Annotated in this window: 12 protein-coding genes; 9 read left to right on the top strand and 3 right to left on the bottom strand. The window is 35.9% G+C overall.

All coding sequences use genetic code 11. The features are described 5' to 3' along the window. Positions 1-16: 16 nt before the first annotated feature. Complete coding sequence (locus BMX24_RS00250) at positions 17-610, top strand: acyl carrier protein phosphodiesterase (protein WP_089789966.1); 594 nt, start codon at positions 17-19, stop codon at positions 608-610. A gap of 52 nt (positions 611-662) precedes the next feature. Here the strand turns inward: BMX24_RS00250 and BMX24_RS00245 are convergent, their stop codons facing one another. The 3 genes from BMX24_RS00245 to BMX24_RS00235 all read right to left on the bottom strand — a co-directional run bounded on the left by BMX24_RS00245 (position 663) and on the right by BMX24_RS00235 (position 5,193). After that, positions 663-2,252: a hypothetical protein gene (locus BMX24_RS00245; protein ID WP_089789964.1), complete on the bottom strand. Its 1,590-nt coding sequence runs from the start codon at positions 2,250-2,252 to the stop codon at positions 663-665. 416 nt (positions 2,253-2,668) lie between these two features. Next, on the bottom strand, positions 2,669-4,267 hold the full coding sequence (locus tag BMX24_RS00240) for a hypothetical protein (protein WP_089789961.1): 1,599 nt from the start codon (positions 4,265-4,267) through the stop codon (positions 2,669-2,671). Between the two features lie 425 nt (positions 4,268-4,692). Continuing rightward, positions 4,693-5,193 carry a DUF6702 family protein gene (locus tag BMX24_RS00235; RefSeq protein WP_089792649.1) on the bottom strand — a complete coding sequence of 167 codons (501 nt, stop codon included), beginning with the start codon at positions 5,191-5,193 and terminating at the stop codon, positions 4,693-4,695. A 68-nt stretch (positions 5,194-5,261) separates the two neighbouring features. Between BMX24_RS00235 and BMX24_RS00230 the strand changes: the two genes are divergently transcribed. The 8 genes from BMX24_RS00230 (at position 5,262) to BMX24_RS00195 (ending at position 13,941) form a co-directional block, all read left to right on the top strand. Next, positions 5,262-5,840: a HupE/UreJ family protein gene (locus tag BMX24_RS00230; RefSeq protein ID WP_089789959.1), complete on the top strand. Its 579-nt coding sequence runs from the start codon at positions 5,262-5,264 to the stop codon at positions 5,838-5,840. A 67-nt stretch (positions 5,841-5,907) separates the two neighbouring features. Beyond that, positions 5,908-8,286 carry a M1 family metallopeptidase gene (locus BMX24_RS00225; RefSeq protein ID WP_089789957.1) on the top strand — a complete coding sequence of 793 codons (2,379 nt, stop codon included), beginning with the start codon at positions 5,908-5,910 and terminating at the stop codon, positions 8,284-8,286. Between the two features lie 54 nt (positions 8,287-8,340). Further along, entirely contained in the window at positions 8,341-9,063 is a 723-nt protein-coding gene (locus BMX24_RS00220) for a DUF3108 domain-containing protein (protein WP_089789954.1), read from the top strand. A 147-nt stretch (positions 9,064-9,210) separates the two neighbouring features. After that, positions 9,211-9,489: a co-chaperone GroES gene (locus BMX24_RS00215; RefSeq protein WP_029295711.1), complete on the top strand. Its 279-nt coding sequence runs from the start codon at positions 9,211-9,213 to the stop codon at positions 9,487-9,489. Positions 9,490-9,523: 34 nt separating this feature from the next. Then, on the top strand, positions 9,524-9,883 hold the full coding sequence (locus tag BMX24_RS00210; protein WP_089789951.1) for a four helix bundle protein: 360 nt from the start codon (positions 9,524-9,526) through the stop codon (positions 9,881-9,883). A gap of 54 nt (positions 9,884-9,937) precedes the next feature. After that, on the top strand, positions 9,938-11,563 hold the full coding sequence (gene groL, locus BMX24_RS00205; RefSeq protein ID WP_089789949.1) for a chaperonin GroEL: 1,626 nt from the start codon (positions 9,938-9,940) through the stop codon (positions 11,561-11,563). 123 nt (positions 11,564-11,686) lie between these two features. Next, positions 11,687-12,772: a Shedu immune nuclease family protein gene (locus BMX24_RS00200; RefSeq protein ID WP_089789945.1), complete on the top strand. Its 1,086-nt coding sequence runs from the start codon at positions 11,687-11,689 to the stop codon at positions 12,770-12,772. A gap of 230 nt (positions 12,773-13,002) precedes the next feature. Next, positions 13,003-13,941 (top strand): Kelch repeat-containing protein, encoded by a 939-nt coding sequence (locus tag BMX24_RS00195; protein WP_139176670.1) that lies wholly within the window; start codon positions 13,003-13,005, stop codon positions 13,939-13,941. Positions 13,942-14,001 lie beyond the last annotated feature (60 nt).

Here is a 14,001-nt window from a genome sequence, read left to right as displayed (position 1 = left end):
CTCATAACTTTAAGACATGAATTATCTTGCTCATTCTTTTCTTACTTTTTCGGACGGACAGATTGTCGGGCAGTTTTTGGAAGATTTTATCCCTAACAGAGACCGGTTTTCTTTTCCGAAAGATATCCAGGACGGGATTACTCTTCATCGTGCGATCGACACCTTTACCGATTCTCACCCCGCAATTCATGAAGCCAAAAAGGTTTTTGCACCGTTGGTAAGATTATATGCAGGAGCTTTTGTAGATGTTGCTATGGATTATTTTGTGGCTAATGATTTAAGCTTACATTCTTTGGCGCAGTGGAAGGCACATTCACTTCATGTTTATAAAGTTTTAAACGACCATGAAAGGTTTTTACCCGAAAATTTCAAAACGATGCTTGTAAGAATGGAAGCAGATGACTGGCTGTACAATTACCGTGAAGACCAGAACATCAAATTCAGTATGAGAAATGTTTTAAACAAAGCTAAATATCTGGATCTAAACATCCCCGTTTTTGAGGCTTTTTTAGAAAATAAAAGTGTCCTCCAACAATGTTATGATGATTTTTTTCCTGATTTACGGGAACATGCAAAAGGAATTAATTCACTTTTACAGCTTGAAAAATAAAAAAGCAGAACAATAACGTTCTGCTTTTCCTTTATGACAATAAAATTATAAACTATTGAGCAACAGCATTACAAAGTGTAAGATTCGCAGCTGTTGCATTATTTGTTTCTGGTCTGTAAGAACCTGAAACACCATTGTGTACAACCGTTATTTTTCTGTAGTATGCGCCTCCTACTCTAATAGAAAGACTTGTATTTCTACCGTTAGTAGCAGTTACAGTATTTCCAGATACAGTATTATTATAGGATATACAATCTTTAGTTTTAGTCAAAACTACCGAAACGTTGTTTCCATTTACATCCTGAGCAGTAATTGTTACCGATTGATTAACATCAAGTTCGCTCATGCTCACTTCAGCATTGCTGATTGGTCTGCTAAATGAATAGGTTGTAGTAGTTGAAGTATGTACTCCATTTTTAAGGCCAAATAGCCAAAAGTTCGACATATATACTGCGTTAGCTGCTCCTGCCGGACCACAGCCGTACCAACCTGTAGTATTCACACCTTTATCTCCAGTGTGTGTTGCGGAAACAGATATTTGTATTCCATTACTCGTAACAAAAGAGTTATTAGGTAAGTCATCTGGCCCAAATTGACACATTGATGAAGGAGTATTTCCGTTAAACGTAATGCTTCTTGTACAACTACTACTTCCTAAGTTGAAAGTATAATCAAATGTTCCACTGTTGGTAGGTGTTCCACTTGCCGTAAGTGTTACGTTTTGAACTCCGGTACTTGTAAATGTTCCCGAGCCAGACCAAATCACTCCATTTACTGTATTGGAGGTTATCGACCAAGCTCCTGTTTGAGCTACATTTACAGTAATTGTAACAGTATTTCCTGCATTCATTGGAGTTCCTTGTACGTATGTTCCGCTCAAAGCTCCTGAAGTACAGTTGGTAATGGTATTTGTTCCGCTAGGAGCAGCACAATTCCCAACCCACATTGTTGTATTCCAGTATTCCATACAATTGGTGTCTGTATTGTAAATCATGAGACCTGCCGGTTTAGGAGTAATAGCATCCCTTTGAGCCGTCGTAAGTCTGGTTGGTAAAAAACCTTTTGTTGTACTTGATAATTCCAATATTGCACTCGGATTCGGTGACGATGTACCTATTCCTACATTCCCGATTGTATTAATTCTCATCCGTTCATTATAAGCAACCCCTGTGGAGTTTGCTATAAAAAACTCTTCTTCACTTCCACTTGCGGATACAGCTCCTGTACGAATTGTTCCAAGTCCCCAATTGGCACCACCCGACGCTGGCCCGCTATTCGTAAATCCTAAAATAGAATAATTTCCGGTTGCCAAAGGAGATGTATTTCTCAAAGCAAGAGTTACATACTGATTGGTACCTGTCGGTGCATCAATTAATGTAAATCTGTTGGCGTTCGCCGTATTTGCGACAACTTGAAATTTTGTTGTCGGTTTAATGATTCCTACTCCCAACTGCCCCGTTGAAGTCACAACAGCATCATTGCTTTCCTGAGCACTGTTGGGAACCCCCATATTGGGATTATCTTTTGCCCCATCTACGTGTAAAGTAGCTAATGGATTATTTGTTGAAATCCCTACTTGTCCAACTAACTTAGCAACACTCAACACAGTGAAAAGCATTACTAATCTGAAATTTTTTTCCATAAATTCTGATTGTATTTTTTTATTATTTTTTAAATCTTTAAAGTGAAAGTTTTATTAACTTTATTTAGAATAAAAAAGAATGTGTGAAAGTAGATTTTTTTTATTTCATTATGTAAATAACCGTTATACCATTTACGTACTACTTTCTCTAACTAATTAATTTTCAAAAATTTAAATGTAAGTTTAAAATAGTATACCATTTGTATACCATTTTAAATAAATAACTAAATATCAACTACTTAATAAAAACAGATTTAATAAAACGATTCACTGCCAAAAAATTTACATTTATTAAAAACAATTCACCTATAAGATATTTAACATCATTTAATAAAAAATACCCACGAAAAGACGCAGGTATTTTTTTATTTGTGTTGATAGAATTTATGTCTGAGGGATTAAGGGTGAACTTTTTATTAATCTATTCGTACAATATTAATCGTAAATGAAGCCGTAATCGGCGTTCCTGCAGTTGGGGAAGAACCGAAAGTCAATCCTTGAAAAGTAAGGGTATTTCCTGCCGTCATTTTCACCAATGAAGAATTTGTACAGGTATTATATGAAGGTGCACCACTCGCTTCGGGAAGTGAAACTTTTACGTTCATTGTTGCGTAATCAACTCCGTTCAATACAATTTTTGCAAATCCCAAATATCCGTCCCCCGTATCATCTGTTGAAGGTCTTTGAGGATAATTGACAATAAATTCAACTTTATAAAGTCCTGTTGCTGTCGCTGTAAAAGTATTTCCGGTAAATTCATTAAGATTATCGAAAGTTTCTGTTGCTGTACCTGTATTGGTAAATGCATTATTAGTGGTAATCGAAATATTCCCTGTTGCTCTTACCGCACTGATGCTTGCCGAATTTTGCAGCTGAACAACACCGGTACTATTTACCGTTAAACTTCCCGATGTTCCTGAAGACGGCTGTAAACCTTCCAGTCTCAAAGGATTAGTCGCATTAACGTGAAGTTTATTGGTAGCTCCGGAGGTCCCGATTCCTACATTTCCTGTCGTTGGATTGATTCTCATTCTTTCAATCAAACCTCCACCTGTAGAGTTTCCAATATAAAAATCTTCTTCAGAGCCGTTGGTTAAAGTAGCTCCTGTACGGACAGACCCCAAAGCCCAGTTTGCCCCCCCCGACGTAGGACCACTATTCGTAAAACCGATTAATGAAAAATTTCCTGTCGCAAGTGCTGAAGTATTTCTTAAAGCAATGATTCCGTATTGATTTGTTCCTGCAGTAGCATCAATGATGTTATATCTGTTTGCGCTGGCAACGGTAGAAACCACATGAAGTTTTGTATCAGGAGAAGTAGTTCCTATGCCTACATTTCCTCCACTGGTGATGATCATTCTGCTGCTTCCGCTGGTTAAAAAATTAAGAGGAGTAGCATTTAAAGTAGCAAAATTTAATCCGGTAGAAGTTCCGTTGGTCGTAATTTGAGCTACATTCGCATTATCCTGAAATAAGTTCAAGACGGATGTTCCGGAAATAAGTCCTATTGATCCCCTCGTAGAGCCTGTAAGTGAAATTCTTCCTTCCGTACCGGCTGTGGCAACTGCAATATTTGTGTTGGGTCCTATAAAATTCAGCTGGTTTCCGGTAGTCGTTACAACCCTGTTATTGGTGAGAGTTCCGTTTGAATTATAAATATTAACTGGAGCCGAAGAAGAAGCTCTCCAGGCTGTACCATCGAAATAATAATATCCGGCTGCATTAATATCAGCAACCTGAACCAAACTCGGTGTAACACCGGACGGAGTTGTGATATCCGTCACATATACCAAAGCTCCGTTTTGTGCTGAATCATATGTGCCGGCAACTTTTGATGCCAACTGTTGTTTTGAAACTCTCGGAGCCATAATTCCGTCTTTAAAAGAGGTATTGCTTCCGTTACCAACTACATCCAGTGAGGACTGCGGATTAGCCGTATTGATCCCGACTTGAGCTTGAATAATTGTAGTTGCAGCAAAAAATGCTAATGATGAGTAAAGATGTTTAATTTTCATGGAAAGTTTATTTTAGTATTATTTTTTTTATTTTATTTTAACCTTAAATAACAATCAATAAAAACAGAATTTTTTTATGAATTTTTAGATAATAAAAGAAAATTCATATATCAACATCTATAATTTCATATAAAAATAACTATTTATATAAAAACAAATATAATAAATTAAACATTGAAAATATCACAAAAAATAAATTTAATTTTAGACAAGCCGTTTTAAAAACTCACACAAAAAAGAAATAAAATCTAACTTAAATAATTGATTTAAAATTACTTAAATCAAAATAAAAGACATTCAAAACAAATAAATTAATCAAAATAAAGTGAATAAATTAACATAAAATTAAAATCAACCAATGTGGCAGATTTGGTTTAAAATTTTAATTCAATAAAAAATAACAAAAATTTATTTGTTTAAGAAAACTAGAATTGCTGGTATAAATAACGATTAGGATACGTCAGTTTCTCGCTTTTTCTTACATCGTTGACGATGATATGCACAATATTGATCTGGTCATCAAAGAGATTGTACAGAAAACTAACGGCAGTTTCTACTTTCCGGGGATTTTGTACCCCTTCAGATTCCAGATAGACATTTACGGATTCGTGATCTTCTTCGTAACCGACGAAATCAACTTTCAAAAACTGGTTATTGGTTTTAAGCTTAAAATACTCTGAACAGTATTTTCTCAAAGCTTCATTAAGCTGTGCTTTATATTTTGGATCATTAAAATGAAAAGACTGTCCGTATTTCTTTCCAAGGGCATTTTCAAGATCATCGAGAAAAAATCTCCCGGTAATCTCAAAAGTTTTTGATTTAGAATTATAATTAATTTCCACAGAACCCACATGATAAGGGTGTTTTGCTTCAGAAAAAGAAAACAGAAAAAGCACAGGAAGCAGAAACAACCAAAAATTCTTCATAACACAGTTCATTAAATTTGTTCCGAAATTAATCATTATTTTCGTAAGCGTTTATATTTTACTTTATGATGCAGGATTTTCTATTCTATTTACACCTTGGCTGGGAACATATCATTTCTTTGGACGCGCTGGATCATCAGCTTTTTGTATTGGCTTTGATAGCCGTTTATTCCTACAAAGACTGGAAAAAAATATTAATTCTGGTGACAGCATTTACAATCGGACATTCTATCACCTTAGCTTTAAGCATTTTAGACATTATAAGAATCAATTCCGCTTGGGTTGAATTTTTAATTCCGTCTACGATCGTTTTGACTTCGCTGGACAATATCCTGATGAAAAATAAAAAACAGACCTTGATGAAGGCCAATTATTATTTAGCTTTAATCTTCGGACTCATTCACGGGATGGGGTTTGCCAATACCGCCCGAGTGATGATTGCGAAAAGCCAAAGCATTGCCATACCGCTTCTAGGCTTTAATATCGGGCTGGAATTGGGGCAAATTGCCATTGTTTTTGGTATTTTAATCTTATTATTTATTTTGCTTAAAATCTTCAGGGTTAACCAAAAAGACTGGATTCTGTTTGTTTCGTCCGGTGTTTTTGCTTTGTCACTAAAAATGGCTTTAGAAAGAATTCCTTTTTAGTCTTGAAACATTTTAAACTTTTCAACTACTTATTATTATATTTGCTAATTCTTAAACAAATTCGGTTATGAAACTAAAAGTTGCCGCACTTTCAGTATTTGCTTATGTCGGGTTAACTGCTCAAAATATACAGAACAATCCCGGAAGTAATCATGGGAACAAATTTGAACAACTCGGAACCATTCTTCCTACTCCCAATATCTATAGAACAGCTTCCGGAGCGCCTGGTCAAGGGTATTGGCAGAACAGGGCTGACTACGAAATTTCAGCTTATCTTGATGAAGATAAAAGAAATCTGAAGGGTTCGGAAACGGTAACCTATTACAACAATTCTCCCGATGAACTTGAATATATCTGGCTTCAACTGGACGAAAATCAACAATCTACAGTAAAAAAAGCAGATTTCCCATTCTCATCTACCCTTCCGAAAGCATCGAATGATCAGCAGCTGAGACCTACCGAATTGCCTGCAAAAGATAACGGATACGGTGTAAATCTTGAAAAAGTAACGGATGCATCGGGAAATCCCTTAAAATATACGGTAAACAAAACCATGATGCGTATTGATTTACCAAAACCTCTGAAAAAAGGCGAAAAACTTGTTTTCAAAGTAGACTGGAACTACAACATCCCCAACAGGATGAAAATGGGCGGTCGTGGCGGTTACGAAAATTTCCCTGAAGACGGAAACGACCTTTACACCATGACCCAATGGTATCCGAGAATGTGCGTTTACAGCGACTTCCACGGATGGCAGAATCATCAGTTTACAGGAAGAGGAGAATTTGCCTTAGTATTCGGAAATTTTAAAGTTTCAATGAATGTTCCTGCAGATCACGTTGTGGGCGGAACCGGAGAGTGTAAAAACTATGATCAGGTATTAACATCAGATCAGCTGGCAAGATATAATAAGTCTAAAACTTCTTCTGAACCGGTAGAAATTGTAACATTGGACGAAGCTAAAAAAGCAGAAAAGAACCACTCAAAACAAAGAAAAACCTGGACTTTCGAAGCGAATGATGTAAGAGATTTTGCATGGACGTCCTCAAGAAAATTCGTTTGGGACGGAATGGGCGTTACCATTCCTGAAAACAACAATAAAGTAATGGCGATGAGCTTTTACCCGAAAGAAGCTTACGGATTATACAGAAAATATTCAACAAAAGCTGTAGCTCACACCATTAAAACTTATTCAGAATTTACGATTCCTTATCCGTATCCTGTGGCACAGTCTGTGGAAGCGGCCAATGGAATGGAATATCCGATGATCTGTTTCAATTTCGGAAGAACAGAAAAAGACGGAACCTATTCGGAAGGAATTAAGAACGGAATGTTAGGGGTTATTATTCATGAAGTTGGGCATAACTTCTTCCCGATGATCATTAATTCAGATGAAAGACAATGGACATGGATGGATGAAGGACTAAACACTTTCGTAGAATATCTTACAGAAGAAAAATGGGATAATAAATTCCCTTCCAAAAGAGGTCCGGCCTGGACAATTGTAGACTACATGAAGCTTCCGAAAGATCAACTGGAACCCATCATGAGCAATTCTGAAAATATTGTTCAGTTTGGCCCGAATGCCTATGCAAAACCTGCAACAGGACTGAATATTCTTCGTGAAACCATTATGGGAAGAGAACTTTTTGATAAAGCTTTTAAAACCTATGCAAAAAGATGGGCTTTCAGACATCCTGAACCTGCAGATTTCTTCAGAACAATGGAAGACGCGAGTGGTGAAGACCTGGATTGGTTCTGGAGAGGATGGTTCTACGGAACAGATCCGGTAGACATTTCTATCGATAAGGTAACGATTGCAACCCCAGATTTCGAGACAGCAGCGAGAGAAGATAAAGAAACAAAATACAAAGTTGATAAGCCTTTATTAAACGAATTTGAAGATATTTCAAAAATCAGAAACAAAGAAGACAAGAATATCACTTTCTATGTAGACAAAGATAAAGACGCTCAGGATTTCTACTATAGATACGACAGAGGTCAGGAAAAAGTGGATACCAATAAAGAGTACACTCTCAAAACAGAAGGAACGGAACCTTTAAGCCAAAAGGAAAAAGATAAATTTAAAAATATCACGGCGTATCAGATTGATTTTAATAATAAAGGAGGTTTGGTAATGCCTATTATCCTGGAATTCACGTTCGAAGACGGCAGCAAATTAACCGACAAATCTTCGGCTCAGATCTGGAGAATGAATGAGCAGAAAGTTTCTAAAACGTATTATTTTGATAAAAAATTAAAATCAATTCAGCTTGATCCGATGAAAGAAACTGCCGATATCGACACTTCAAATAATTTCTGGAGCAACAGTGGCGGAACAGCAGAAACTTCAAAATTCCAATTATTTAAACAAAAAGAAGGCGGAAATGCAAGAGGAGCTTCCAACGGAAAAGTAAATCCGATGCAGGCAGCAGGGAAAAAGTAACCCAAAAGTAATGTAACTTTTACATAAAAGGCACTACTTATTATTAAAAAAATCATGAGAATATTCCTGATCTTATTAATAATGAGCAGTGCCAATTTTTTTGCACAAAAAACACTCACTCCCGACAACGTAAAAATCGAATCCAAATACATTAAAGACGAAACGTCCAATTCTATCTGGTACATCGAAAACGGAACCCATAAGAAAGAAATCGGAAAGATTACCACAGAAGTTAAAAAAGTAGATAAGACAACTCTTCTCATCAAAACGAGCGTAAAAATGAATATGTCTCCTGATATTCCGTGGGTAGATTCAACGTTGGTGAAGATTTCAGACTTCCAGCCGGTGTATCATTCATCATATAATTCTGCAAGAGATATGCAGTTGAAATTCGGAAAAAATAAAGTGACCGGATATTATCTTGATAAAAAAACTCAGAAAAAAGACAATATTAATGAAAGTGTTTCTACTGAATATTTTGACAGCAATTCTTATCCGGGTTTATTACGATTTTTGCCTTTAAAGGAACACTACTCCACCGAAATGCCTATCTTCGATTATAATCCGGCAGCAAAAAAAGGAGTGGTAAAAGCTTATATTGAAGATGTAAATAAAGGTGAGCTTAATGGCAGAAAAGTCTGGATCGTAAAAACAACAGATGATATTCAGGATAGAAAAACAATCGTCACATATTATCTGGATACTTCAACAAGGGAAGTTCTAAAACAGGAAATCGATTCCAATGGAAGGAAAATGGTGATGGAATCCGTAAAATAAAATCAAAAAAGTTTGCCCCAGTGGTAAACTTTTTTTCTGCCAAAATTTCACACTCAAAAACAAAAATCTGCCATTTCATCCACAGGCAACCGATGGCACACATTTAGAGAATTACAACACAGAATAATTAAAAAAATTAAATATATTATGTCAGTAAACTTTAAACCATTAGCAGACAGAGTTTTGATCGAGCCGATCGCTGCAGAAACTAAAACAGCTTCAGGTATTATTATTCCGGACACCGCAAAAGAAAAACCTCAAGAAGGTACTGTAGTAGCAGTAGGTCCCGGTAAAAAAGATGAGCCTACAACTGTTAAAGTAGGTGACAAAGTTCTTTATGGAAAATATTCAGGTTCTGAATTGAAATTGGAAGGAAAGGATTATTTAATTGTAAAAGAAGGAGATCTTTTAGGAATTATTGGATAAAAAGCAGTAGGCTTTAGGCTATAAGCAATAGGCAATGAGAGACTACAAAAGATATGATATCTGGAAAATTGCCCATGAGTTGGTAAAAGAAATTTATATTATTTCTGAAAGCTTTCCAAAATCAGAACTTTTTGGCTTAACATCTCAAATAAGAAGAGCATCAGTCTCTATTCCAACAAATATTGCGGAAGGTTGTGGAAGATCAACCGATAAAGAATTTGCAAGATTTTTAGAAATAAGTATTGGTTCAACAAACGAAACGGAATATTTACTTTTTCTCTCTTGCGATTTAGGTTTCACAACCGAAGATAAATTATCAAGCCTTAATCCTAAACTGAATTTAATCAGACAAAAACTTATACAACTTAGAAAAAAATTATTAAATAATAATTAACAGCTTCAAGGCAAAAGCTTACCGCTTATCGCCTAAAGCTTAAAGCTTAACATTATGGCAAAAGAAATAAAATTCGATATTGAATCAAGAGACGCTTTAAAAAGAGGGGTTGATGCATTGGCTAATGCAGTAAAAGTAACGTTGGGACCAAAAGGGAGAAACGTAGTAATCGAAAAATCTTTCGGTGCACCTCACGTAACGAAAGACGGTGTTTCTGTAGCAAAAGAAATCGAACTTGAAGACAGAGTAGAAAATATGGGAGCACAAATGGTAAAAGAAGTGGCTTCCAAAACCAATGATATCGCAGGAGACGGTACAACTACCGCTACTGTATTGGCACAGGCTATCGTAAGAGAAGGTCTTAAGAACGTAGCTGCAGGTGCAAACCCAATGGACTTGAAAAGAGGGATCGACAAAGCAGTAACTGCGGTTGTTGAAAACTTAAAATCTCAGTCTAAAACTGTTGGAGATTCTACAGAAATGGTGAAGCAGGTTGCTTCAGTTTCTGCTAACAACGACGAAACAATCGGTGCATTGATCGCTGAAGCTTTCGGAAAAGTGGGGAAAGAAGGTGTTATCACCGTAGAAGAAGCTAAAGGTATCGATACAACGGTAGACGTTGTAGAAGGGATGCAGTTCGACAGAGGATACCAGTCACCTTACTTCGTGACAAACCCTGAGAAAATGCTGGCTGAACTAGAAAATCCATACATCCTTTTAGTAGAGAAAAAAATCTCTTCAATGAAAGAATTGCTTCCTGTTCTTGAGCCAATCGCACAGGGAGGTAAGTCTTTATTAATCATCTCTGAAGAAGTTGAAGGTGAAGCTTTGGCAACTTTAGTGGTAAACAAATTAAGAGGTTCTCTTAAAATTGCTGCTGTAAAAGCTCCGGGATTCGGAGACAGAAGAAAAGCAATGTTGGAAGATATCGCGATCTTAACTGGCGGACAGGTGATTTCTGAAGAGCAAGGTTTCACTATGGAAAACATCTCTTTGGATATGCTGGGAACTGCTGAAAAAGTATCGATCGATAAAGACAACACAACGATCGTAAACGGTGGTGGTGACGAAAGCAAGATCAAAGGAAGAGTTTCTCAGATCAAAGCTCAGATGGAAACTTCTACTTCCGATTATGACAAAGAAAAATTACAGGAAAGACTGGCTAAATTAGCCGGAGGTGTTGCTGTTCTTTACGTAGGTGCAGCTTCTGAAGTTGAAATGAAGGAGAAAAAAGACAGAGTAGACGATGCACTTCACGCTACAAGAGCAGCTGTTGAAGAAGGTATCGTTGCAGGTGGTGGTGTTGCTTTGGTAAGAGCGATCTCTGCTTTGGAAAACCTTACAGGAATCAATTCTGACGAGTCTACAGGTATTAAAATCGTAAAAAGAGCCATCGAGGAGCCATTGAGACAAATCGTTGCTAATGCAGGTGGCGAAGGTTCTGTAATCGTTGCTAAAGTAGCAGAAGGAAGTGGAGATTTCGGATACAACGCAAAAACTGACGAATACGTAAACATGCTTGAAGAAGGGATCATCGATCCTACAAAAGTAACAAGAGTTGCCCTTGAAAACGCAGCTTCTGTTTCTGGAATGCTTTTAACAACTGAATGTGTAATCACTGAAATTAAGAGCGCAGAACCAGCTATACCAATGGGTGGTGGAATGCCGGGAATGATGTAACAGCGTGTCGCTGAGACAATTTAATATACTAACCGTTCTGCTTTTGTGGGGCGGTTTTTTTATTATTAGACACACATAAATTCTTAGTCAGAATTATTAAATTTGAAAGTAAAAAATACAATTATGAAAATTAATGACTTCATTCTTAGATACTCATTCGCAAATAATTACAATAAAGATGGAATTTGCAGAATTAGAACATTTGTAAATTCCCATTCAAAAATATTAGTACTTATTACTGATTTAGATACAAAAAATACTTCTGCATCTGTTACAAATTCTATTGAAGCAATTTGTAAAACGTTAATTGAGAAATATCGAATGACTGAAACTAGTATTTTTATTGAACATTATGAACCATCTATTGGTCGCAACCATATCTTTGATATTATTAAATTGAATAAAGAAAATAATACAGAATGGGAATCTATAACATACGAAAGAGTTTTAGAATTACTTGAATGTGATGATAATGAAATAGGTGATATGACTCTCAAAAATATTGAATTGTTGGAGGAAATTGAACAACTTAGAACGTTAATTGCTCCACATTCAGAATTACCTGACCAGTTAGAATCTCAATATATCTTAAGACAGTTTGAAATTGAAAAAAATATGATTTCAAAAAATTCTTTGTACGAATTAATAACAAAAAATTCAACTGAAACTGAGTTTTTGAATTTGTTAAAAAATGATTTGTCTTTTTTTGCAGAGATCTACGCATCTCCAAATGATAGCTATGTATGCTTTTCTGAGTTCCCTATAAATAATGGCTTTGTTGATTTTATGCTTTTAACAGGCATGTCAAGAATGGATGTATTCCTTATTGAAGTAAAAGGAGCTGATTTTAATTTACTAAATAAAGGCAATTATAAAAAATTCAATTATAAAATTGATACGGCGGCTAATCAAATTCGTGATAGATTAAGATATATACATGAAAATATAACATCTTTTAGAAATCTTGTTCATGACTGTAGAGAAAAAGCATTCAATAGAGATAAGCTTTTTAATGCATTTATTGGTCCTGAACAAGACACTCTTGTAGATAAAAATAAAGATATTAACATTCATAATATAGTAATAGGTGGGCGTACTCAAAATGATTTAGAGGAAAGCTACAAAAGACATAATTTTGAATCGACCTTTAACTTACCATTTAAATTGGAATCATGGGATACATTTTATCGGAAGTTACGCAGAAAGTAATCTCCCGCTGCGCAAAGTCTCCCGGCTTTGAGCAACAAACAAAACAAAAAACCGCTTCCTCAAAGCGGTTTTCATTTTTAAATAATTACAGTAAGAAAAAAAAGTATCACGTACTTGTATCAAAATTTCAAAGAAGATCTGATGTCGCAGATTTCCAATCCGTAACTTTTCCCTATATTTAAAACATATTTTTCTACACAGAAAATCAATTAAACCAAACCTCAACGCCATTGAAAACAAGACTATTCCTCCTTTCACTTTTCGGTTTATGCTTAGCCAATGCACAAATCCTGAATTTTAAACATCTTTCGGATATGTCGATGAAAAGAGGAGCGATAACTAGTGCTATTGCAGGTGACAATATCTATGTAAGCAATGGCTATAAAGATTCGGATGGCAATGCTACTATTATTGAGAAATACAATATTAAAGATAACCGTTGGAGTATCATCAACTCCAGTCTGGTTCCTAAAAGATTTGCCAATTCGGAGACTTACGATAATAAAATTTATATTTTTAACGGGTGGGGAAACAGCCATCTTGAAATTGTAGACCTTGAAACTCATAAAAAAACGAAGGGAGCTGTTAACCGTGCCTACACAGGAAATGCAGGTTCTGCCATCCATAACGGAAGAATTTATACGTTTGGAGGAAGTGGGCTAAACAACGCCGCCACCACTGTATTTTCTGACAGATTCCAATATTATGACATTGCGTCAGATACATGGCATCCATTACCCAATATGCCCACAGCCAGAGAAGCAAAGGGCAAAATTGTGAATGATAAATTGTATGTTATTGGTGGTTTTAACGGTACATCATCCCGTTTGGTTAATGTTTACGATCTCAACAAAAATCTTTGGACTGAGCAATATACGATGCCTGTTGGCATATCCGGCCATTCATTAGCGGTATCCGGTCATAAGATTTTTATTGTAGGAGGTTCTAATAATCAAACTTTTTTGGCTTATTTCGATACAGAAACCAATAAACTGCATCAGTTAACATCCAATATGATCCCGCGAAGACATGCTGCTGCGGAAATTTATAACAATAAATTATACATCATGGGTGGAAGTACAACGTCATCAACCAAATCAGCCATTAAAAGCATTCAGGTTGCGGATATTAGTGAAGAAACACTCTCCGCTCGTGACCAGTCAAATTAAAAACATATATTCATCAAAATAATGTGAAACCGTTCTTTAATTATTAGAGCAGTTTTTTCT

This window comes from Chryseobacterium wanjuense, from assembly GCF_900111495.1.
In the GTDB taxonomy this organism is placed as follows: Bacteria; Bacteroidota; Bacteroidia; order Flavobacteriales; family Weeksellaceae; genus Chryseobacterium; species Chryseobacterium wanjuense.
Note: the sequence above shows the minus strand (reverse complement) of the source record. Positions and strands in the feature narration are given on the sequence as shown.

Bases quoted from the DNA above. Each gene is read 5' to 3' on its own strand.
- BMX24_RS00245 (WP_089789964.1), bottom strand. From the start codon at position 2,252: ATGGAAAAAAATTTCAGATTAGTAATGCTTTTCACTGTGTTGAGTGTT.
- BMX24_RS00240 (WP_089789961.1), bottom strand. From the start codon at position 4,267: ATGAAAATTAAACATCTTTACTCATCATTAGCATTTTTTGCTGCAACT.
- BMX24_RS00200 (WP_089789945.1), top strand. From the start codon at position 11,687: ATGAAAATTAATGACTTCATTCTTAGATACTCATTCGCAAATAATTAC.
- BMX24_RS00225 (WP_089789957.1), top strand. From the start codon at position 5,908: ATGAAACTAAAAGTTGCCGCACTTTCAGTATTTGCTTATGTCGGGTTA.
- BMX24_RS00220 (WP_089789954.1), top strand. From the start codon at position 8,341: ATGAGAATATTCCTGATCTTATTAATAATGAGCAGTGCCAATTTTTTT.
- BMX24_RS00210 (WP_089789951.1), top strand. From the start codon at position 9,524: ATGAGAGACTACAAAAGATATGATATCTGGAAAATTGCCCATGAGTTG.
- BMX24_RS00215 (WP_029295711.1), top strand. From the start codon at position 9,211: ATGTCAGTAAACTTTAAACCATTAGCAGACAGAGTTTTGATCGAGCCG.
- groL (WP_089789949.1), top strand. From the start codon at position 9,938: ATGGCAAAAGAAATAAAATTCGATATTGAATCAAGAGACGCTTTAAAA.
- BMX24_RS00235 (WP_089792649.1), bottom strand. From the start codon at position 5,193: ATGAAGAATTTTTGGTTGTTTCTGCTTCCTGTGCTTTTTCTGTTTTCT.
- BMX24_RS00250 (WP_089789966.1), top strand. From the start codon at position 17: ATGAATTATCTTGCTCATTCTTTTCTTACTTTTTCGGACGGACAGATT.
- BMX24_RS00230 (WP_089789959.1), top strand. From the start codon at position 5,262: ATGCAGGATTTTCTATTCTATTTACACCTTGGCTGGGAACATATCATT.